This window comes from Sorangium sp. So ce693 (assembly GCF_051521375.1).
GTDB classification, from domain to species: domain Bacteria; phylum Myxococcota_A; class Polyangia; order Polyangiales; family Polyangiaceae; genus Sorangium; species Sorangium atrum.
Genome location: NZ_CP150347.1, coordinates 1230334 through 1253885, shown reverse-complemented (window position 1 = coordinate 1253885; position 23552 = coordinate 1230334). Strand labels below are relative to the sequence as shown.

8 protein-coding genes are annotated in these 23552 nt (G+C 74.5%); 2 read left to right on the top strand and 6 right to left on the bottom strand.

Annotation, left to right across the window (positions count from 1 at the left end):
- Window positions 1–95: 95 nt before the first annotated feature.
- From WMF14_RS04685 to WMF14_RS04670, 4 genes are all read right to left on the bottom strand, one after another.
- Window positions 96–1277, bottom strand: a complete 1182-nt coding sequence (locus WMF14_RS04685; RefSeq protein ID WP_437799004.1) for a serine/threonine-protein kinase — start codon at window positions 1275–1277, stop codon at window positions 96–98.
- Window positions 1278–1312: 35 nt separating this feature from the next.
- Window positions 1313–2692: a serine/threonine-protein kinase gene (locus tag WMF14_RS04680; RefSeq protein ID WP_437799003.1), complete on the bottom strand. Its 1380-nt coding sequence runs from the start codon at window positions 2690–2692 to the stop codon at window positions 1313–1315.
- Window positions 2693–2770: 78 nt separating this feature from the next.
- Window positions 2771–4165, bottom strand: coding sequence for a formylglycine-generating enzyme family protein (locus tag WMF14_RS04675; protein ID WP_437799002.1), 1395 nt, complete (start codon window positions 4163–4165; stop codon window positions 2771–2773).
- Window positions 4162–5628: a formylglycine-generating enzyme family protein gene (locus tag WMF14_RS04670; RefSeq protein WP_437799001.1), complete on the bottom strand. Its 1467-nt coding sequence runs from the start codon at window positions 5626–5628 to the stop codon at window positions 4162–4164. Before WMF14_RS04670 ends, WMF14_RS04675 begins: the two co-directional genes overlap by 4 nt.
- 182 nt (window positions 5629–5810) lie before the next feature.
- On the opposite strand from WMF14_RS04670, the gene WMF14_RS04665 reads away from it, so the two are divergent.
- Window positions 5811–6767, top strand: coding sequence for a hypothetical protein (locus tag WMF14_RS04665; RefSeq protein ID WP_437799000.1), 957 nt, complete (start codon window positions 5811–5813; stop codon window positions 6765–6767).
- Window positions 6768–6810: 43 nt separating this feature from the next.
- Complete coding sequence (locus WMF14_RS04660; RefSeq protein WP_437798998.1) at window positions 6811–7830, top strand: PEGA domain-containing protein; 1020 nt, start codon at window positions 6811–6813, stop codon at window positions 7828–7830.
- Between the two features lie 84 nt (window positions 7831–7914).
- Here WMF14_RS04660 and WMF14_RS04655 read toward each other — a convergent pair whose 3' ends face one another.
- Window positions 7915–15753, bottom strand: a complete 7839-nt coding sequence (locus WMF14_RS04655) for a beta-ketoacyl synthase N-terminal-like domain-containing protein (protein WP_437798996.1) — start codon at window positions 15751–15753, stop codon at window positions 7915–7917.
- Between the two features lie 11 nt (window positions 15754–15764).
- Window positions 15765–23546 carry an SDR family NAD(P)-dependent oxidoreductase gene (locus WMF14_RS04650; RefSeq protein ID WP_437798995.1) on the bottom strand — a complete coding sequence of 2594 codons (7782 nt, stop codon included), beginning with the start codon at window positions 23544–23546 and terminating at the stop codon, window positions 15765–15767.
- Between the last annotated feature and the right edge of the window lie 6 nt (window positions 23547–23552).

The window sequence follows — 23552 nt, the reverse complement described above, 5'->3', positions numbered from 1 at the left end:
CGAAGGCAGCGCACCACACACCACGCGCCACGCTGGCCGCTGACGCGCGCCGCGCCGCCGCCGTCGCACGCCGCTCCGCATCCAGCGGATCGCCGTCAGTGCAGGAGCGTCGCGGCGAGCACGCCGCTCACCGCGAGCAGCGCGATCGCCAGCAAGACGACCGCCCAGACGAGGCCGCGCGCGGGCGCAACAGGGCGCGCGGCCGCGACCGCGCCCGGCCCTGTCGCCGACGACAGGGGGGCGACCGGGGGCTGCAGCGCAGCGGCGACCGGGGGCTGCGGCGCAGCGGCGACCGGCGCCCGCCCGTCGCCCGAGGGCAAGGCCACCGTATCGGCCGTCTCCCACACCCCGTCAGGGGGCCGCACGGCCGAGGGCGGCTTGCCGTCCGGGAGGCCCGCGGAGGAGCCGCGATCCATCGAGTCGGCCACGCCCGACGCCACCATGAACGCCTCGGAGAGCTCCCGGGCCGAGGCGAAGCGCGCGTCCGGCTCGACGGCGAGCGCCTTCCGCATCCAGGCCTCGACCTCCACCGGGATGCCAGCGCCCGGCGCCGCCGCGGACAGCGCGGGCGGGGGCGTCCCCAGGATCTTGGCGATGAGCGGCCCGAGCGCCGGGGCGGTGAAGGGACGCGCCCCCGTGAGACACTCGAAGACCACGACTCCCAGGGACCAGAGATCGGACCGGTAATCGACGCTCTTCAGGCCTTTCGCCTGCTCCGGGCTCATGTAGTAGGGCGTCCCGAGGAGCGCCCCCGTGCGCGTGGGATCCATCCCGGTGATGGCGAGCGCGTCTGTCACCTTCGCCACGCCGAAGTCGAGGATCTTGACGATCTCCCCATCATCCTCGCGCGCGATGAAGATGTTCTCCGGCTTGATGTCGCGATGGACGAGCCCGACCTCGTGGGCGCGCGAGAGGGCGCGGCAGATGTGAGAGACGATCTTCGCCGTCTCCGCCGGCGTCAGGCGCCGGCGCGCGGAGAGGCGATCGCGCAGGCTCTCGCCTGCCAGACACTCCATCGCGATGTACGGCAAGCCATCGTCGGTGAGGCCATGGTCGAGCACCTTGACCACATGGGCGCTGCGGATCCGCGCCGCGATCTGCGCCTCACGATCGAAGCGGGCCCGGGCGGTCGCGTTCTTCGCGGCCTCGACGTCGATGAGCTTGATGGCCACCGGCGTGCGCAGCGACAGGTGCTCTGCCAGCCACACCGAGCCCATCCCGCCCCTGCCGAGGAGCCGGGCAAGGCGGTACTTCCCGGCGATGCGTTGACCTTCCATGGCCGGCAGCAGGGTAACGCGGTGCGCGCTCGCCGTCAGTACGGGAGTTGGTCGACGATCCCCCTCGCTTGCGTCGTCGGCGCCGACGGCGGCGGGGCCGATGTCGCCGGTGTCGCCGGCGCCTTCAGCGTGCCAGAGAGCGTTCTCGGTGAGGGCCGCCTGGACGACGACGCCGCGGACGGCAAGACGTCTGCCACAGCAGGCTCGTCTCGAGAGGGGAGGGGCGCGGTGGGCGAGCTCGCCATGGATGCTGGAGGCGCCGCGACCGCCGCGGGCGGCGGCTGCACCGCCGCTTCCGCCGAGGCGGGGACCGGAGCGGCAGGCCCGTCCGCCGTCGAGCGGCGGAGCGCAGCGAACGCGGCCACGAAGGCCACCACGAGGAGCGCCGCGACCGCGACGGCCCTCGACGGCAATCTCGCGCGCCCGTCGGGGGCCGCGAGGGCCGGGGGCGCCGCGACGGCTCCCGAGCTCGGAGACGCGGCGAGCGGCGCGAGCGCGCCGACGACCTTGCCTCCAGCGAGCGCGCCCGCCGACGTGGGATCGGCGTAGCGGCCGAGGACCTCGACGAGCGGCCCCAGATCGTCGAGCCGATCCTCGCGCCGCTTCTGCAGGCAGCGGTCGAGCACCCCGGCGACGTCCGCGGGCAGGTCGGGCACGGCCGAGCGGATGGACGGCACCTCGCGCTGCAGGAACGCCGTGTACATCTCGCCGAGGTTCTCGAACTCGAGCGGCCTCCGGCCGGTGAGCGCCTCGAAGAGGATGACGCCCATCGCCCAGATGTCCGCGCGATGATCGATGTCCTTCTCGCTCATCGCCTGCTCGAACGACATGTAGTGAGGCGTCCCGAGGATCGAGCCGGTGCTCGTGTTGCCTCCCTGCGTCTCCGAGCTGATGGAGGTCGGGTCGAGCACCTTGGCGATCCCGAAGTCGAGCACCTTGGGCACGCACCCGCCGGCCTGCGGCTCCGAGAGGAAGATGTTGTCCGGCTTGAGGTCGCGGTGCACGATCCCCTTCTCGTGCGCGGCGCGGAGCGCAGAGGCGACCGGCGCGAGCAGGCGCGCCGCCTCGTACAGCTGCAGGGCGCCCCTGCGCTTGCGCAGCCCGGAGAGCGGCTCGCCGCGGAGCAGCTCCATGACCATCACGGGCGTGTGGTCCTCCTCCTCGAAGACGTCGAGCACCTCGATCACGTTCGGGTGCTGGATCGCGGTCGCCGCCTTGGCCTCGCGGAGGAAGCGCCGGGTCTGCGCGGCGTCGACGACGCCGCGGATCATCTTGAGCGCGACGTCGCGCCCGGTGCCGACGTTCCTGGCCGCGTAGACCTCGCCCATCCCGCCGCGGCCGATGAGGCGCTCGATCCGGAAGCGCCCGGCGATGATCTTGCCGGCCGGGAGGGAGCCCTGGAGATCGTCCGACACGAGCGGCAGCGTACCGTGGTTCCCGGCCGGACGCAGCGGTTCGCGGTCGCCGGCCGGCCCCGATCCGCGGCAGCGCGGTCACATCGACTGCGCGCAGCGGAAGCCGGTGGCCGGATTGAACGCCGACGCCCTCTCATGGCTGCGCGCCGTGGCCCGGGCCCCCAGCTTGTAACCCGACCAGGAGCTCCCGCGATAAGAGAAGCTCGGCGCCGCGCCGGGCGCGGGCTCGCGACACACCGGATCGACGAGGAGCGGCCCGCCCGACTGCCAGCAAGGCGCGGCGTAGGGAGCGAAGGTGTCGGCCACCCACTCGGACATGCTCCCGGCGAGGTTCCGGATGCCGAGGGCGGTCACGTCGCTCGGGGCTCCTCCGGCGACAGGCCCCCAGGGCACCGGCGCGTCGAGCGGGCGACAGCCGGAGTTCTCGAACACGTCGTTGTCGACCTCCCCGCTGCGCCGGCCCCTGCCGAGCAGCGCCATCGCGCAGAGATCCCCGCCGTTGCCCCAGGGATAGGCCGTCTCGTCATCGAGGTTGCCGGCCGCGACCTCCCATTCAGCCTCGGTGGGGAGCCGCAATCCCCGCGCGGAACAGGCCTCCTCCGCCAGCGCGTGGGTGACGCAGTTGACGGGCAGCGCGTCGTTCGCGCCGTCGGACGCGCCGAGGTACGTGCAAGCGCCCAGGTCCGACCCCGGCGCGTCGAGGTCCCTGGCAACGGGCTCTGACCGGATCTGCCCTGTCGCCACGAGCTCCCGGACGGTGCCCACGGTCATCTCGTCCGCGTCGATGGCGAACGCGCCGAGCTGCACGAGGCGCTCGGGCTGGCTCAGCTCGTCGAGATCGACGGTGTAACCGGGTCGCGGCGTCCCGAGAAGGAAGACCCCTCCGGGCACACACACCATCCCCGCGGGCACCGGCCCCTGGCAGGGTACCGGCGCCGCGCTCGGCCAGGAGCCGGGCTCTGGCCGGGCCTCGACCTCGGACAGCAGCGGGAGCACCGGCTCCGGCGCGAGCACGCCCGCCTCCGGATCGCAGGTCGCGCGCTGCTCGGGGAGGCTCAGGACGCCGAAGCAGCGCATGGACAGATCGAGGGCCACGCGCGTCTCGCCGTCGAGCGGCGGGAGCCTGGCCACGGCGTCGATCAGCGCCGGACCGCGGGGGAGGCCGTCGGGGCCCGCCTGCTCGGCCCGATAGAGCCGCGCGCGGACCCGCACGGCGGCGCCTTCCTCCCGCGGGACCACGCCGAAGCTGACGGGCAGGCTGTCCGGCCCATCCACCCCGATGAGCCGCATGCATCCGGTGCAGATCGCACCCTCGCCCATCACCTCGAGCAGCAGGTGATCGCCGAAGCGGGGCGCCGGTGCGTCCGTGGAGACGCTGACGAGCCACTGGCGAGGCTCGGGCTCGCACGCCGAGAGCGCCGGGAGCAGAAGCCCGGCGGCCGCGAGCGCCGCCGACAGGCCACGAGCCGTCACGGCGCACCTCCCGCGTAGACGCACCGGAAGCCGTGCAGCGAGTCCAGGACATCACCTCTCCGGAACGCGGGCCGGGTGTTCGCGGGGCCGCTGGCCCAGTCTCCGCCACGGGCGGCATGGGCGTTGATGCCGTCATCGTCGCAGCGGGGCTCGACGAAGATCCCTGGCGCGCTCCAGCAGCCCTCTCCGTACGGAACCAGCTTGTCGGCGCACAGCTCGCTCAGGCTCCCGCCGAGATCCAGGACGCCATCCCTGGAGCTGTCGCCCAGGCCGCCGCACGCCACCGAGGGCCGATGCGAGCCGACCTCCTCCGGCCCCGGATCGCCAGGGCACAGCGTCCCCCGCCCGGCGCTCGCCGTGCAGCACGCGGGAGACGCGTCACCCCAGGGATAGATCCGCCCCTGCCCTCGACCCCGCGCGGCGTGCTCCCACTGCGCCTCCGTCGGCAGATCACCGCCGCTCGCTCTGCACGCCTCCCGGGCGAGGCGCCACGAGATGCAGTTGAGGGGATACCCATCGTTCGTGCCGTCGGCGGCGCCCAGCCAGCGGCAGTCTGCGAGCCCCGCCCTGCCCGGATCAGGCCCGGCGAGGTCATCGCCTTCCGCGTGGAGGAGCCCCTGGTTCAGCAGCGCACGGAAGCGACCGACCGTGAACTCCGTCCTGTCCATGAAGAACGGGCCCACATGCACCGGCCGCGGCGGCACGACCGAGACGTAGCTCTGCTCGTCGACGCCGGCGAGCTCGGCCTGGCCGAGGACGCTGAATCCGCCGGGGATGCAGCCGGCATCGGCGCCCTCGGGCGCGGCGCCGCAGGGGATCTCCCGCGCGCGCGACCACGTGCCGGCGCGCGTCGCGCCCATGTCTGCCTCCGATCCGACGAGGACGCCATCCGACGGGACTGCCGCGCGCCTGGAGGCGTCGATGCACGTGTGCGGCGGCTTGCGCAGCGACGCGGGCACGCCCAGGCAATCGGCCGAGAGCACGAGTTGCACCGTCTCCACGCCGGACGCGGGGAGCGCGACCTCGATCAGCCGGTCGATGGCGCCCTCTGTCGGAGGATCGATGGTCGAGAAGACCCTCCCCTCGATGGAGTCCTTACCCCGCGTCGCGACGGCGCCACGGAACGCCCGGATGCGCAGGCGGAGCACGGCGCTCCCCTCCTCCGGCGCGGCCACCCCGAAGGAGAACGGCCAGGACGAAGGGTCCGGCAGGACGAAGTTCGCCGTGCAGTCGACGTCATCGATGCAGCCGGGGCGCCACGCTTCGTCGAACCCGTCGATGCGCACCGTATCGATGACCGCCTCCGGAGAGATGGAGGGGTCCGCCAGGAGCTGCGCGGCGACCGGCGCGTCGGTGTCCACGACGACGAGGAGCTGCCGGCGCTCTCGCTCGCCGCAGGAGGCGGATAGCCCAGCCGCAGCGAGCACGGAGAGGATCGAGAGCGCGCGTGTCGGTTCGACCACCTGCGGCCTTTCGCCTTTCTCGTTTCTCGTTGCCGCCCGACCGGACCCAGGAGTAGTCTCCTCGCTATCATCGAGGAGCGGCGAGGCCAAGAGGGTTCTTTCGCTGCTTCACCCGAATCACGCCAGTCACGCCAGTCACCCGAATTACCCGAACATCGCTCTGCCGCTCGCGAGGAGATTGTATGTCGTGGGTCACCCGGCCAGTGCTCGCCGCGCTCTCCGTAGCCATCGCGGCGGCGCTCTCCCCCGCGTGCGACGGCGATTCCCCATCCGAAGCTCCGGGAGCGGCGGCGAGCACGGGATCGGGCGCCGGCGGCGGCAGCGGTGGTGGCGGCGGTGAGGCCACGTACGGCGCGAGCGCGTGCGGCACGTGCGTCGAGCAGACAGCGTGTTTGTCCCAGGTGAACGCCTGCGCGGCCGACCCGGGCTGCGCCGCCTACCTCGACTGCCTCGACGCGTGTCCGCTGGGCCCGAGCGGAGACGCGGACATCGCGTGCGAGCAGGCGTGCCCGCCCGTCACCGGCTCTCTTGGCCAGAGCGCGAAACAGGCATTCATCGACTGCCGCCTCTCCGGGCCGGGCGCGGCGTGCGCCGGTTGCGGTCAGATCCCCGCCCCGACAGACCCGGATTTCAACCAGACGTGCTCGCCGTCGACGGATCCGAACACCTGCTATCAGTGCGAGGACGAGCGCTGCTGCGAGACCTACCAGGCGTGCAAAGACGACCAGGATTGCCAGGACCTTGTCACGTGCGTCAAGGCATGCGCCGAGGACCCGGAGGAGGCGGCCTTCTCGCCCTGCGAGAGCGGGTGTTACGAGGCGCACACCGCAGGTTACGTCGCCTACAGCCACCGGATGGCGTGTATGCAGTACTTCTGCTTCGACGACGACGCTTGCGGCAACGAGCCGCTGGACCCCTGCGTCAAGTGCCAGAACCTGCACTGCGCCGATGAGATGGCGGCTTGCCAGCATGAGATCGAGTGTGCGTTGCTGGACAACTGCCAGGTCCCGTGCGACGTCGCGGACCAGGCCTGTCTCCTGGAGTGTGACGCCATGTTCCCGGACGCGGTGGCGACCCACAAGGCCGGGCTCGATTGCGCGCTCGCCCACTGCGAGATCGCTTGCGCCGGGACGGACTGAGGAGAGACGGCCAGGGACGAGGGGTACGATGCGGACGCGATGGATGCTCGGTGGCTTGGTCGTGGCGGCGCTCGATCTCTCGACGGCCGGGCGCGCACGCGCCGAGGCGCCGGGTCCGGCGGCGGCGCCGGCAGAGGCGCCGGCGGTCGATGAGCGCACCGCGCGCGGCAGGGCAGCGTTCCTGCTCGGCGTGCAGCGCTCGAAGGACGCGCAGTGGGGCGAGGCGCTCGCCGCCTTCGAGGAGGCGGCGGCAGCGCGGGACGCGCCCATCGTCCAGTACAACATCGGCTTCTGCGAGCGCGCGCTGGGCCGCTACGTCGCCGCGCGCCGCACCTTCCGCCGCGTGCTGGCGGGCACCGAGGGCCTCGCGGCCGCGCAGATCGACGACGCCAGGGCGTTCGTCGCCGAGCTGGATCAGCTCGTGGTCCGGGTGGCGGTCACGCTGGATCCCCCGGGCACCCCGCTGACCGTCGACGGGCGCGCGCTCCGGCTGGCCACGGACGATGGGACCCGGGTCTTCGTGACGCTCCCCGGCTCTGCCGAGCGCGCGGCGGCGCCGGTGGAGAAGAGCTTCACCGTCGAGCTCGATCCCGGGGTCCACCTCTTCCGCGCGGCGCGGCCAGGTCGCCAGGATGCGTTCGTTCAGAAGACCTACCGGCCGGGGGAGAAGGCGACGCTCGATCTGCACCTCGACATCCTGCCCGCACGCGTGGCCGTGCGCGCAGAGCCGGCGCAGGCGCTCGTCCGTGTGGACGGCCGCGAGGCCGGGCTCGCCCCCATCGACATCGAGCGACCGCCGGGGAAGTACAGGATCGAGGTGGTGCGGGACGGGTTCGAGACGTACGCGGCGACGCTCGATCTGCACGCGGGGCAGCGGGCGGATATGACGGCCAAGCTGATCCAGGTGCGGCCGTCGCTGTGGACGCGGTGGTGGTTCTGGACGGGCGCTGCGGCGGTGGTGACGGGAGGCGTGGTGCTGACGTACGCGCTGACGCGGCCGGAGCCGGCTTACAACGGGGGCAGCCTGAACTGGGTCGCGGAGCCGGCGGCGATCAGGTGGTGAGGGGCATCGGGCGCGCGGCGCGGGCCGAGAGGGCTGCCGTGCTGCGCGCGCGGCGCCGGCTTGTTCCTAGGACCGAGCAGCGGCTCACCCCCCGAGCCGCCTCCCGAGGAGCCGCGCCGCGAGCTTCCGCAGCCAGTCCGCCCGCCGCGCGTCGGGCGCGACGAGCCGCCCCGTGCGCGCGGCCTCCAGGATCGCGGCCGTCTCCGGCGTCGGGTCGGCGCACGCCTGCAGCACCCGGAAGACCGTCGCGTCCTCGTGCGCGACGCCCGCCTCCTCCACCCAGGCGTCCACCGACGCCGCGAACGCGGGATCCCCGGGGAACGGCTGCTCGACCGCGTTGCTCGGGCCGAGCCCGTTGATGCCGCTGATCACGAGGTCCTTGCGGTCCTTGTAGGTCAGCCCCGCGAGCTCCTCGGGCAGCAGCGGGCGGCCGATCCAGATGTCCTGCACGCCCATGCCGAGCGGGAACTCGAGCCGCCGCTCGAGCGGCTCCGGCGGCAGCGCGCCGGAGAAGCGCACAGGCACCACCGGGACGCCCACCGCGAGCGCCATGTCGATGAACGAGCCGCTCATCTTGCGCACCGGCGTGCGGCACTCGAGCGATCGCGTGCCCTCGACGTGCACCATCACGCCCTTTCCGGCCCCCTGCATCTCGGCCCCGAGCTCGGCGATGATGGTCCCGAGCGACGCCTTGTCCTCGCGATCGAAGTACGTGATCACCTTCGGATCGCGCGCGCCCGGATACGCGAAGCAGTGCGCGAGCATCGTGCCGAGCCACGTCGTCCGGTGCTCGGCCTTGGCCAGCGTGACCGTCGAGACCTCCGTCAGGCCGGACACGGCGATGCCGAACAGCAGCGACTCCACGCCGACCTGGTGGTTGCCGAGGTAGAGCAGGCTCCGGCCCTTCACGGCGCTGAACGCCGCGGGATCGACGACGTGCACCCGGCGGATGAACCGCTCGATGAGCCCGAAGTACAGGTCCTCCGCCGGCCACCGGCCGATGCCCATGGCCGCGCCCCAGTAGCGGCGGACCGGCGCGATGTCGATCACGGGCGGGCCCGCGTCGCGGACCACGACCTCGGAGCCCTCGCGCGCCACGGTGAACGGCCAGCGCGTCAGCGGCTGCGCCGACGAGACGCCGGCGAGGGACACGGTCGACGGGTGCACGCCCGCGCGCCGCGCGACGTGATCCTTCACCGCCGCCGCCTCGACGAGGTCACCCGACGCGGCGTAGAGCTGCGCCACGGTGCCGGGCATCCAGTCCATCGTGCGCACGTCGGCGGGGCTGCAGCGCGCCTCGCCCGACGCCGCGTCGACGCGCGAGACGGCGAGGTCGACCGGCGCGCGATCGCGCAGGAACGCCCGGCGGATCCCGGGCGGCGCGCCGCCGATCGGCCCCTGCGGGAGCAGCACCTCGACAAGCCGGAGCTCCAGCCAGACGCGCTCTCCCGCCGCGGACCCGACCTCGGCCCCGGCCTGCGCGATGGCCTGCACCCGGAACGAGACGAAGCGATCGTCACGGCCCTCGTAACGCACCTCCACGCGCACCGGCGACTCGGGCGCCGGCCCGTACACGCGGAGCGACGGGATGCGCGACGGGAACGCGATCTGGGCGGGCGGGCACCCTGGATCCCACAGCGACAGCCGATCGTGCGGGATGGTGTGGGTCAGCGCGTCGAGCATGCCCTGGTGCAGCGTCCCGGGGGGCACCGAGCCCCTCCGGGGGTCCAGCACCGCCGACGAGCCGCGCGCGCCGAGCCTGAGCGCGGTCAGGTACTGGAACGCAGGGCCGTGGAACAGCGTCCCCGCCGCGTACGGATCGTCCGCCTCAGGCGCGTCGAGCGCCGGCTCCGGCGCCGGGGCGGGCGGGTAGTCACGGGCCACCCGAACGCGGCCGGTGCACACGGGCTCGAACCGCGAGAGCGCCGGGTTCGATGCCTCGCGCCACGCGAGCAGCCGGACATCGAGGACGTCGCCGGAGCCAGTCGCCTCGGCCTTGACGCGCACCGGCCCCGGCACGGGCAGCCAGCGCTGCACCACCACGTCCTCCACGGCCACGACCACGCTCCCCGGGCGCGCCCGCAACGCTGCGCCGGCCAGCCGGTCGACCATGCTCATCCCGGGGAGCGCCGGGAGCGTCCACGTGGGGCGATGGTCCGCCACCCACCCGTCCGGGTCCAGCACCTCTTCAGCGTCGTCGAGCGCCGCCGGCGCGGCCTTCGCCGCGGGCGACTCCTGCGGGCGCAGGCGCGGGCTCCCGCCCACGGCGCCGGGGAGCGACGCGAGGCGGCGCGCGCTCGCGCGCGGGTCGAAGCCGACGTCGCGCCGCGCCCGGGGCGAGGCGCCGTCGACGATCCGCACGCCGAGCGTCGCGCCGTAGATGCGCAGGCCGTCCACCCAGAGGTAGGACTCGGCGATGACGTAGGGCCCGCGGTCGTCGCGGCCGACCTCGAGGATGTCGGTGTCGACCGTCACCCGCCGGCTGGCCGGCAGCACCTGGCCCCGGTACCGCCAGGAGTGCTCGTGCCCCGTCATCACGGGCTCGAACCGCGGATCGCGCAGGCCCGCGTGGAGGTCCTGGTGCAGCATCCAGAACTGGATCGTCTGCAGCATCGCCTCGATGCCGAGCGAGCCTGGCTGCACGGGATCGCCCAGGAAATGGGCCTTGAAGAACCACTCCGACGCGTGGACGTCCCGCCGCGCGCGGAGCCGGCCGAGCCCCTTCCGGCCGCCGGCCTGCCACAGGCCGTCGACCCGGTCGATCATCAGCAGCGACGGCCGCGCGAGCCCGAGCTTGCCGCCGCAGTACCGCGCGGGGCGCTTGCGGAGATCGACGTCGAAATCGGACGGCTCATCGAGCGCGGCGACCTCCTCGGGCCTCGGCGGGATCCCGATCTGCGTCGCGAGCGCGGCCTTCGGGAAGAAGCCGAACACCGTGTCGAGCTCGTACACCCGCGCGCCGCCGAGGCTGCACTCGACCCGGAACGAGAGGATGATCATGCCGCCCGAGCGGGACATGTTCGTGAGCCGCGACCTGGTGCGCAGCGCGCTCACTGCCGGCGCCGGCGCCGGCAGGACCTCGGCGTGAAGCGTGCCCTTGCCGTCGAGGTTGCGGAAGTACAGCGCGCCGTCGTTCGAGAGCGCGCAGCCGGCGTAGCTCGCGAGCCAGCCGCACGTCTGGAGCGCGGCCTCGAGCACCACCGCGAACGGCATCGTGAGGCTCGCGTTCTCGTCGAAGTACCACGCGTCCTCCGGGACGTCGTACTCGACCTCGACCTCGGCGCCGGCCTTCATCGCCGCCATGGGGCGCGAGACCGACAGGACCCGGCTCATGAAGTGGTACGGCGGCCCCGGGAGCCGGGCGACGTGCTGTCCCCCATCGAACCTGCGGTAGAGCGGCCCGAACGCGTCCGACGGCCTGCCCCAGGCGCACGAGAGCAGGCTCCGGTAATCGAACGGGAAGCCGCCGGCGTCTGCAGCGGCGCCATCCGGCGGCGCCGCACCCGTCTCGGACCAGGGGACGCGCGCGACCGGCACCGGCTCGACGTGGCCGTCGAGCAGCTCGGGGGCGCTCGTCAGCGGCCAGTCGGGGCTGAGGCGCAGGCCCACGCGGCGGGCGTGGAACGCCTTGAGGCCGTCGACCGTGCACAGGAAATCGGCGAACACCGTCGGGCACGGGCCGTCGTGGACCTCCTCGACGAACACCTCGTAGGTGAGCACGCGGCTCGTCGGGACCACCTGGCCGCGGCAGCGGAGCAGGTAGGGGATCTCCGGCACGGGCTCGAAGCGGAAGCCGTCCGCGTCCACCGTGAAGCCCATGGCCGCCATGTAGAACGCGAGCGCCTGCAGGCAGCCCTCGAACATGAGCGTCCCCGGCATGCAGGGGTCGTCCTTGAAGTGGCCCTCGAAATACCAGCCGTCCTTCGTGATCGGCAGCGTGGCCCGGAGATAGCCGCGCTTCCACGGGCCGCCGGCCGGGTCGAACACGTCGACGCGATCGAAGAACAGCATCGGCGGCGCGCTGATCCGCGGCGTCCTGACGTGGGTGCTCAAACGATCGAAGGCGGGGCCGAACGCCGCCGCGCCGTCGCCGGCCGCGAACGCGAGGAGGTCGGCCCGGTCGAACGCGGACTTCTGGCACGCGATCCGGGGCGGATCGAGGCGGGCGGTCTTCGCATGCTCGGCGGTGTCCGCGTCCCAGAGGACGCCGCCGGAGCTCGCGAGCTCCTCGTCGGTGAAGAAGCCTGCCTGGCCCTTGCGCGTCTTCAGGCGCAGCTCGCCGCCGATGCGGCAGTCGTAGTGGAAGAAGAACAGGCGGACGTCGCCGTGCTTCGCGTGCCCGTCGACGTGGATGTCGTAGACGAGCGTGTCGCCCGGGCGCGGCAGGCCGCCGTAGAAGGTGAGCTCGCAGCCGAGCAGGCGGTAGACGCGCTCGCCCTTGTTCTCGAAGTCCGCGCCGAGCCAGCTGATGAGCAGCAGGTCGGCCTGGCCGCTCTCGATCATGACGCCGGCCGGCATCGCGCCGTCGTGCAGGTACCAGGAATCCCACCGCACGTCGGTCTCGGTCCACATCGTGCCGAGCTTCATCGAGCCGGGCTCGGCGTCGATCCCGGTGACCCGATCGGCCAGCAGGAGCGGCGGCATGGGCATGCGTACCTGGCGTCGATAGGCGTCCTGCCGGGCGAAGAGCGGGCCGAACACGTCGGAGATCCGGCCCGAGGCGAGGTGCTCGAGCTGCTCGCGGCTGAACCGGGGGCCGCGGGGCGCGAGGGAAGACGCCGCGGGGAGCTCCGGCTGGGCGGCGGGGCGCGGCGCAGGCAGCGGCGCGGCGGCGGGGCGCGGCGGCTCGACGACGCGCGGCTCGACGACACGCGGCTCGAACGAGCGCGGCGGCTCGGCGCGGGCAGGCTGCGGCGGTTCGGCGCGGACGAGACGCGGCGCCTCGATCGGCTGCGGCGCAGCGGCAGGGCGCAGCGCCTCGATGCGCGCGAGAGGCGGCGACTCGACCGGACGCGGGGCCTCGGTACGGACCGGCGCGGCGTGGGGCGCCTGCGCCAAGGGGGCCTCGACCACCACCGCGGCCGCGCCCGACGACGCCTGCACGAGCGAGTGCAGCGCGCGCTGCCGCATCTGAAGGAACCGATGGTGGACCTGGGCCTGCTGCTCCGCCCACTCCTTGTGGATCTGCGCAAGCTGCACGGTGAACGCCGCGGCGCCGGCGATCACGTCGCTCGGGATATCCACGGCAGCGGCCGCGACGACCGCCGGTCCGACCGGCGGCGGCTCCTCTGCCAGGCTCGCGGCGACGGCCGCGACGACCGCCGGCTCGACCGCCGCCGGCTCGACCGCCGGCGGCTCGTCCCAGGACGGCGCCCGCTCCGCGTCGGCGGCAGAGAACCCCGTGGGCCCGGGGTACAGCGGCGGCAGGTCGTCGAGAGCGGACGGCAGAGGCGGCGCAGGTTCCATGGAGTCTCCGGGGGATGAACAGGAGGCCGCGCCGGGCACGACGATCGCCGGCGGGTGGGCGGGGAGCGTGAGCATCGGCCCCTCCGCCGATCGCGGCGGCGGGAGCGGCGCGGCAGGGCCGCCGGCCCCGATGCGGACCGACAGCGAGCCGCCGCCGAGGCCGGCGCAGCGGACCTCGGCGACCCGGATCTCGTCGGACCACGGCGCCCCGTCGAGCCTGCGGCCGTGACGGCACGCGAGCACCGCGGCGGCCACGTGCAGCAGCCCCGACGCGGCGTGCGCGTGGCCGAACCGCGGCGCGAGATCCGTGGACGACAGCACGAGGCCAGGGTCGCCCGGCTCGTCCACGACCACCGCCAGGACCGGGTGCCGCTCCCGGACGGCGTCGTCGAGGCGCTCGAGCACGAGCACCACGGCGGCGTCGCCGGGGGGCAGGCGGACGCCGAGCGCCTCGAGCGCGGCCGCGTGGGCGGGCTCGCACGAGAGATCCACCGCGCCGACGATCGCCGCGTCGACCGCGCCGGCGCGCAGGGCGCGGGACGCGACGCGCAGCGCCCAGGGGCCCGACAGCTCCTCGGCGGCGATCGTGAACGACGGTCCACCGACGTCGAGCTGGCTGTTCAGCCGGTTCGCCGGGATGTTCGGCATGTTCCCGACGACGCCCGCCGCCTGCAGCGCAGGGATGATCGCGTCCTGGAGCGCGCCGACGTCGGCCGACGGACCGAGCCGCGCCGGCGCCGTCTCGGCGAGCCGCCAGCGCGTCATGTACCTGCACACCTCGGTGTCGGCGCCCATGCCGATGAGCACGGCGGTGCGATCGCGCGGCAGCGCGAGCCCCTCGGTGGCCTCGATCGCCGCCTCGAGCAGCAGCGTCTGCTGGGCGAGCGCCTGCTGAAGATCGCGCGGCGGGAACCGGAGCCGGTCCGCGGGCAGCGCGACGGCCGCGCGGCGAGGATCCGCGCCGCGGCCCGAGAGGAGCGGCTCGGCGAAGGCCCGGACGCCGCTGAGCTCACCGACGCACAGGCCCATGGCCACCACGGCCAGGTGGCCTGCCGGCGCGGGGCGCGCGGCATCGACAGGGCGCGAGGCCGCTGCAGCGACCTGCGGCGCGGCGTGGGCCGCTCGGCTCCTCGGCGACGACGGCTCGTACGCCTCCACGAGGAGGTGGGCGTTGTTCCCGCCGAACCCGAACGCCGACAGGCCCGCGAGCCGACGCCCCTCCCACGGCTCGGCGCGCTGCAGCACCCGGAAGGGGCTCGAGGCGACCGCCTCGCTCAGCGGATCGGCGTGCAGCGTCGGCGGGCGGATGCCCGCCGCCATGGCGCCGAGCAGCTTGAGGAGCCCGGCCGCGCCGGCCGTCGTGACGAGGTGACCGAGGTTCGACTTGAGCGAGCCGAGCGGGACCTCGCGGGAGCCGAACACCTCCTTGAGGGTCGCGATCTCGGTCGCGTCGCCGAGGGGCGTGCCCGTCGCGTGGCACTCGAGCAGCGACACCTCGCGAGGATCGAGGCCGGCCGTCGCATACGCGGCCCGCATCGCGCGCAGCTGGCCCTCGACGGCGGGCGCGAGGAGGCCGCGGCCGCGGCCGTCGTTCGACAGGCCGACCCCGCGGATCACGCCGAGGATCGGCCTGCCCGCGGCCTCCGCGTCCGACAGGCGCTCCAGGACCACGAACGCCGCGCCCTCCGCCGGGACCAGGCCGTCGGCCTCCGACGAGAACGGGCGGCTCTGCCCGCTGCGGCTCATGGCCGACAGCGCGCAGAACCCGATGTGGATGAAGAGATCGTCCGAGCGGCACACCGCGCCTGCGAGCATCCGGTCGGCCTCGCGATCGTGCAGCCGCTCGCAGGCGAGCGCGATCGCGTACAGCGACGACGCGCACGCGGCGTCGAGCGCGAACGCGCCGGCCCCGAGGCCGAGCACGTCGGCCAGCAGGTGGGCGGGCAGCCCCGACATGAACCGGTTGCGCGGATCGGGCCGCGGGACGCCGGCGAGATCGCCGAGCCACGTCGACTCGACCCACGCCGACATCGCCGACGACGGGAACGAGAGGTTCCCGAACACCGCGCCCGCGCGGTCGGACCGGCCCTCGTGCCCCGCCTCGCGCAGCGCCTCGCGGCCCGCGTGGAGCACCCACTGGAAGAGCGGGTCGAGCGCGAGCAGGGACTCGGGCGGCCCGCCCCGCCGCGGGAACGGGTCCCTGGCGAGCACGCGGCGGAAGTGCTCGTCGAACCCGGCGACGTAGCCGCCGCGGTCGCTCCACGCGCGGTCCTGCGCGTCGCGCACGTCGCGCGCGGAAGGCCCCGCGAGCGCGCGCTCGCGCGAGAGGCGCCAGCGGCCGTCGGGGGCGGCGGACAGGAGGTCCCTGCCGGCGAGCACGTTGTCCCAGAGGGCCGCGGGGTGGAGCGCGCCCGGGAGGACGCACCCGCGGCCGACGATGGCGATGGGCTCGAACACGCTGGCCTCGATCACGCCTGCCCGCGCGCCGTGTCGGGGCGCAGGACGTACTGCACGTCGCGCAGCTCCGCGACGAGCGAGCCGCGGTCGTCGACGAACGCGATGTCGGCCTTCGTGCGATCGCGGGCCACGATCTGCCCGCGCACCACCGCGCGCAGCGGGCCGTCGGACGGCCCCTCGGCGAAGGTGTGCAGCGCGCCCACGGACATCGGGAGCGCCGCGCCGCCGAGCACGTGCTGCGTCCACAGCGTCGCGAGCTGCAGCCCGCCGTCGAGCGCCGCCGGATCGGTCTTCCACGGCTGGGCCACCCAGCCGGCCTCGCGGAGGCCCACGACCGTCCCCGCGATCCCGTCGCGGCTCACGCCGTCGAGCCGCCGGATCACCTGGAAGTCGCGGCCGTGGAAGAGCGTGCGGCCGTCGTACAGCTCGCCGCCGGAGGGCCACGGGCCGAGCTCCGGCGCGGCCGGGCCCTTCGGGGCCACGCGCCCCTCGGGCGGCTGCATCTGGATGGTCGCCGCGTAGTGCAGCGCCCCCTGCGGCCCGCGCAGCTCCGCCGCGAGCACCGCGCCGTGGCCGTTGCTCACCTCGCGGCAGTCGACGCGGAACACCTCGCCGCCGGACTCGTACGCGGCGAGCTTGATCCCGCGCAGGACCCGCACGTCCCGGAGCTCGGTCACGACGAGATCCGGCCGGCACGCGCGCGCGGCGCGGGCGAACCACTCGAGCGCGATCACCACCGGCACCACGGGGACGCCGTTGATGGCGTGATCGCCGAGGTAGGGGTGCGTCGCGCGGTCCGCGCGGACGGCCAGCGCGACCCGGCCGCCGTGGCCCTGGGCCGCGAGCGCCTTCGGCTCCGCGCCGAGCACGAGCTCGACCGCGCCGGGCGGGGCGCCGCCTTGCCCGCGCGCGCCGCGATCGCCTGAGGCGTCGCACAGCTCGTCGAGGAGCATCTTCGCGCCCGCGGCGAGCGGGATGAGCGGCACGCCGAGCTGCGCGAAGTGGGCCTCGAGCGCCGCGTTCACCATGCCGCCTTGCCAGGGGCCCCAGCCGAGCGACTTCACCCGGCAGCCGGGGCGGCGGGTTGCCTCGGCGGCCGCGACCTTGTTCAGGACCTCGTTCGCCATCGCGTAGTCGCACTGCCCCTTGTTGCCGCCGCGCGCGGCGATCGAGCTGAAGAGGACGATCGCCTTGAGCGGGTCGCTCGCGGTCGCGCCGAGCAGGGCCCGGAGGCCGTCGACCTTCGTGCTGAACACGCGCTCGAACTGCTCGACCGTCTTCTCGGCGACGAGCTTGTCGGCGAGCACGCCCGCGCCGTGGACGATCGCCGTGACGGGGCCGAGGGCGCGGCGCACGCCGTCGAGCGCCGCGGCCACCGCCCGCGCGTCGTTCACGTCGGCCGGGACGTAGAGGGCCTCGCCGCCGGCGGCGCGGATCGCGTCGAGCGTCGCGCGGACCTCGCGGTTCGCGAGGATCTTCGCGACGCTCTTGCCGATCTCCGCCGGGGTCACCCGCTGGCCCTCGGAGGTCGCCGCCTTGACGAGCGCCGCCTTGAGCGCGGCCTCGCCCTCGACGCCGCGGCACGCAGCCGGCTCGTCCTCGAGCGCGGTGCGGCCGAGCAGCGCGAACCGCGCGCGGCTGGCCCTGGCGAGCGCGATCAGCGTCGCCGCGGTGACGCCGCGGGCGCCGCCGCTCGCCACGACCACGTCGGACGGCCCGAGGGGGAGCGGCCCGGGCTGCGCGTCCTGCCGGACGCTGCGCGGCGCGGTGCGCCGGCCGTCCGCGCGCAGGCCGATCTCGAGCTCGACGCCGCCGGACAGGAGCTCCGAGGCGATGGCCTCCGCGAGCTCGGCGGCGGGGCGGCCGCCGCGCTCGAGGTCGATCGCGCGGCAGGACGCCTCGGCCCACTCCAGCGCCGCGGTCTTCACGAGGCCCGGCAGCCCGCCGACCCAGGCGCGGTCCGAGCCCGCGATGCCGAAGTCGCCGCCGGTGTCCTGGACCGTGACGAACAGGGCCGGCTTCGCCGCGATCGCCTGGGCAGCGAGGAACGCCTCGCGGTGGACGGCGAGCGCCTCGTCGGCCGTGGCCAGCTCGCGCAGGCCGCCGAGGAACACGGCGCCGCGCGCGCCGCGGGGCACGGCGGGGGCGTACTCGGCGGCGATCCCGCGCGCCGCGAGGGCCGCGACGAGCGCGGGGCCGATCGCGTCGTGGCCGGTGACCACGATGGTGCCTGCGTCGAAGAGGCCCGGCATCGCGAGGCCGGCCGCGGGCACCGGCTCCTCGACGAGCGTCCACCGGCCGAGGGGCGCGGAGGCCGGCTCCTCGGCGGGCTCCGCCGGGGCAGCGCCGGCGGCGACAGCGGCGGAACCGAGGCTCGCGCGGAGGTGGTCGACGACCTGCCCCAGCGTGCGCAGCTGCGCCAGCGCCGAGGCGTCGACCTCCGCGAGGCCGGGTGTCCGGTCGCGGACCGCCGACAGGATCTCCACCCGCTTGATGCTGTCGATGCCGAGGTCGCTCTCCAGCTCCATCTGCAGCCCGAGCATCTCCGCCGGGTAGCCCGTCGTCTCCGCGACGACCGCCATCACCACACGCTCCACCTCGGCCGCCGCGGGCGCCGATGCGGAAGCAGCGGCGGGCGCCGCGATGGCAGGCACCGTGGCGGCGGCGGGCGCGACGACTGCCGGGCTGGCGCTGGCGGCCGGCAGCGAGGCGCGGAGGTGGTCGACGACCTGCCCCAGCGTGCGCAGCTGCGCCAGCGCCGAGGCGTCGACCTCCGACAGCCCCGGCGTCCGGTCGCGGACCGCCGACAGGATCTCCACCCGCTTGATGCTGTCGATGCCGAGGTCGCTCTCCAGCTCCATCTGCAGCCCGAGGATCTCCGCCGGGTAGCCCGTCGTCTCCGCGACGACCGCCATCACCACACGCTCCACCTCGGCCGCGCCTGGCGCCGCGCCGGAAGCGGCAGCAGGCGCCGCGACGGCAGACGCCTTCACGGCGGACGCGGCGACAGCCGGGCTGGCGCTGGCGGCCGGCAGCGAAGCGCGGAGATGGTCGACGACCTGCCCCAGCGTGCGCAGCTGCGCCAGCGCCGACGCGTCGACCTCCGACAGCCCCGGCGTCCGGTCGCGGACCGCCGACAGGATCTCCACCCGCTTGATGCTGTCGATGCCGAGATCGCTCTCCAGCTCCATCTGCAGCCCGAGCATCTCCGCCGGGTAGCCCGTCGTCTCCGCGACGACCGCCATCACGACTCGCTCCACCTCGGCCGCGCCTGGCGCTGCGCCGGACGCGCCGGAAGGCGCGGCGGAAGCGGTGGCAGGCGCGGTGGCGACGGCGGGCGCGGCGGCTGCCGGGCTGGCGCTGGCGGCAGGCAGCGAGGCGCGGAGGTGATCGACGACCTGCCCCAGCGTGCGCAGCTGCGCCAGCGCCGACGCGTCGACCTCCGACAGCCCCGGCGTCCGGTCACGGACCGCCGACAGGATCTCCACCCGCTTGATGCTGTCGATGCCGAGATCGCTCTCCAGCTCCATCTGCAGCCCGAGCATCTCCGCCGGATAGCCCGTCGTCTCCGCGACGACCGCCATCACCACCCGCTCCACCTCGGCCGCGCCTGGCGCCCCGACGGAAGCGGCAGCAGGCGCCGCGACGGCAGACGCCTTCGCGGCGGGCGCGGCGACAGCGGGACTGGCGCTGGCGGCCGGCCCGGCGGCCGGCAGCGAGGCGCGGAGGTGGTCGACGACCTGCCCCAGCGTGCGCAGCTGCGCCAGCGCCGAGGCATCGACCTCCGACAGCCCGGGCGTGCGGTCACGGACCGAGGACAGGATCTCCACCCGCTTGATGCTGTCGATGCCGAGATCGCTCTCCAGCTCCATCTGCAGCCCGAGCATGGAGACGGGGTACCCCGTCTTGTCCGCGACGACGTCGAGGACCAAGCGCTCGATATCGACACGCGGCGCAGCGGCGACCGCCGCCTGCGTCGCCGCGGCGACCGCAGGCGCCGTGACGGCCGTGGACACTGCCACCGCCGGCGCAGCGGCCGCCGCCTTCACAGGCGCAGCTGGCGCCGCCATGGCCGCTTTTGCTGTCACGGCAGGCGCTGCAGCTGCCACCTTCGCTGCCAAGGCAGGCGCCGCCTGCGCCGGCAGCGCGACGGCCGTGTGGAGCTCCCCACCTGCCCCGTTCAGGCCGTCCAGGGTCACGGTGCTCCTGCCCTCACCGGGGCGCGCGGCCGGCGCCGCTGCAGGCCGTACGGACGCCTCCGAGACAGGCCCCACGTGCACCGGAGCGAGGAGAACCGGCGAAGGCCGTACCTCGGACACCGTCGTCGCAGCGACGGGATACGGAGCACCGGTCGCCAGCGCGGCAAGCCCTGCGAAGGACGCCTCGGCGGCCTGAAGGAAGGCGATGTGGCTCTCCGCCATCGTGCGCTGGTACACGCTGTGGGCTTCCGCCGTCGCGCGCTGCGCCTCCTGGTACGCGGCCAGCCACGACGCGCTCGCCGCCGGCCGCGACGCGCTCACCACCGGCGCCGGCGAGCTCACTGCCGGCCGCGGCGCGCTCACCACAGGCGCCGGCGAGCTCACTGCCGGCCGCGGCGCGCTCACCACAGGCGCCGACACGCTCGCCAGCGCAGGCGCGGACGCGCTCACCGCCGGCTGCGACGCGCTCACCCCAGGCGCGGACGCGCCCACCGCCGGCTGCGACGCGCTCACCCCAGGCGCGGACGCGCTCACTGCCGGCCGCGACGCGCTCACTGCCGCCTGCGACGCGCTCACCACCGGCCGCGGCGCGCTCACTGCCGCCTGCGACGCGCTCACTGCCGCCTGCGACGCGCTCACTGCCGGCCGCGACGCGCTCACCACCGCCTGCGACGCGCTCACCACCGGCCGCGGCGCGCTCGCCACCGCCCGCGCCGCCTCCGGCGCCGGCTTCTGCGCCGCCCGCGGCGGGCTCGCCGCCGGCAGCGCCTTCGCGCCCCCCTGCGGCGGGTACGGCTTGCCGTAGTTGCTCCCGTTGATCTGCAGCGCCAGCTTCGGCTTCGGCAGCGCCCGCGGATCGCTCGGCGCCGCGAAGCCTTCCCAGAGGACCCGCGTGTCCAGCGGCACCCCGGCCACGGCGAGCCGCGCCACCGCCTCGAGCAGGCTCGTCACGCCGTGCTTGCCCTTGCGGTCGAGCGCCACCGCCCGGTGCGGCCGACCGCTCAGGATGTCGCCGACCAGGTTCGTCAACACCGAGCCCGGCCCGACCTCGACGAACGTGCGCACGCCGTCCGCGTACATCCGCTCGATCTCCTCCACGAACCGCACAGGCTCCGCGAGCTGCCGCGCCAGCCGGTCGCGCGCCGCGTCGCCGCCGCCCGCGTACGGCTCGATCTCCGCGTTGCTGTACACGGGCGCCGCCGGCGCCTCGACCGCGATGCCCGCCAGGAACTCGCGGAGCGGCGCGCTCGCCTCCGCCACGAGCGGCGAGTGGAACGCCGCGGCCACGTCGAGGCGCCGCGCCTGGATCCCGGCGCCCTTCAGCCGCTCCTCCGCGGCCTCGATCGCCGCGACCGAGCCCGACAGCACCACCTGCTTCGGGCCGTTGTGGTTCGCGATCACCACGCCGCCGAGGCCCAGCGCCCGCACCTCGTCGATCCCCCGCGGGACCGCGATCATCGCGCCCCGCTCCGACGACGCCGCGCCCATCAGCTCGCCGCGCCGCCGCGCCACGCGCAGGAGGTCCGCCGCGGACAGCGCCCCGGCCGCGTGCAGCGCCGTGATCTCACCGAAGCTGTGGCCCGCGAACGCCTCGGCCCGCACCCCGAGCGCCGCGAGCAGCGCGAGGTGCGAGAGGCTCGTCGCGCCGATCGCCGGCTGCGCCCACCGCGTCTCGCGGAGCCGCGCCTCCTGCGCCGCCCGGTCCTCGTCCGAGAACACCGGCCGCGGGAACACCACCTCGTGCAGCGGCGCGTCCGCGATCGATACGCCCGCCGCCGCGTCCCAGGCCGCGCGGGCCGGGTCGAACGTCATGAGCGCGTCCGCGCCCATCCCGACGTACTGGCTCCCCTGCCCCGGGAACAGGAACGCCACCCGCCCCGGCGCCTCCCCGCTCGCGCAGTGCACGAGCGGCGCCGAGAGCGCCTGCTCCGGCCTCGCCGCGAGGTGCGCCGCGACCTGCTCGAGCTTCTTCCTGAGATCCGCCTCGTCCGTCGCGCACAGCCCGAGCCGCGCCGGCCTCGACGCGTCGAACGAGAGCACCGACTCCCGCGCCAGGAAGCGCAGGATCTCCGGCACCTCCGCCTCCTTCGCCAGCGCCCGCGCGCGATCCGCGAGCGCCGCCGGCGTGTCCGCCGACAGGAGGAAGAGCTCCGCCGGCAGGGCCCGCACCCGCCACGCCTTCGGCGCCGGGCCCGTGTACTCCTCCAGCGCCACGTGGAAGTTCGAGCCGCCGAAGCCGAACGAGCTCACCGACGCCCGCCGCGGGTGGTCCCCCGGCCGGATCCACGGCCGCGCCTGGGTGTTCAGATAGAAAGCGGTCTTTTCTATGTCGAGCTTGGGGTTCGGCTTGTCGACCTTGATGGTCGGCGGGAGCACCTTGTGGTGCAGCGCCATGATCGCCTTGAACAGGCCGGCCGCGCCGGCCGCCGCCTTGGTGTGGCCGATCTGCGACTTCACGCTGCCGAGCGCGCACCACTGGCGGTCTTCGCGCCCCGACGCGTCGAACATCGCGCGCAGGCCCTCGAACTCGGCCGCGTCGCCGGCCTTCGTCCCGGTGCCGTGCGCCTCCATCAGCTCCACGGTCTCGGGGCCGTACCCCGCGGCGGCGTACGTCCGGCGGATCGCCTTCGCCTGCCCTTCCGGCACCGGCGCGTACACGCTCTTGCTCCGCCCGTCCGAGGACGAGCCGATCCCGCGGATCACCGCGTAGACCCGGTCCCCGTCGCGCTCGGCGTCGTCGAGCCGCTTGAGCGCCACCATCCCGATACCCTCGCCGAGCAGCGTCCCGTCGGCCTTGTCGGAGAACGGCCTGCAGTCGCCCGACTTGGACAGCGCGGGCGTCTTGCTGAAGCATATGTACATGAACGCGTCGTTCATCGTGTCGCAGCCGCCCGCGATCACGAGATCGGACTGCCCGAGCGCCAGCTCGTTGATCGCCATCGACATCGCCGACAGCGACGACGCGCACGCCGCGTCGGTCACGCAGTTCGTCCCGCCGAGGTCGAGCCGGTTCGCGATGCGCCCGGCCACCACGTTCCCGAGCAGGCCCGGAAAGCTCGACTCCTGCCACGGCACGTAGTTGCCTGCGATCTTGTCGCAGGCGCGCTTCACCTCGTCCTCCGGATACCCGAGGTCCCGGAGCGCCTTCGCCCACACCGGCCGCTGGATCCGGCTCACCATCGACGCGAGCAGCTCCTGCGCGGAGGTGACGCCGAGGATCACGCTCATCCGCTCGCGGTTCATCGCCTCGAACTGCCCCTGCGCCGCGTCCTCCAGGACCCGCTTCGCCACGATCAGCGCGAGCAGCTGCGTCGTGTCCGTCGCCGGCACGATCGAGGGCGGGACGCCCCACTCGAGCGGATCGAACGGCACGTCCTTGAGAAAGGCGCCGCGCTTCGCATACGTCTTGTCCGGGGCGGACGGGTCGGGATCATAGTAGTCCTCGACCAGCCAGTGGGTGCTCGGGACATCCGTGATGAGGTCTGTCCCGGACAGGATGTCACGCCAGAAGCCGTGCGCGTCGAGCGAGCCGGGGAAGATGGCGCTCACGCCGACGACGGCGATGGACGGGATACGCGAAGACGAAGGGTGCATGAGGAC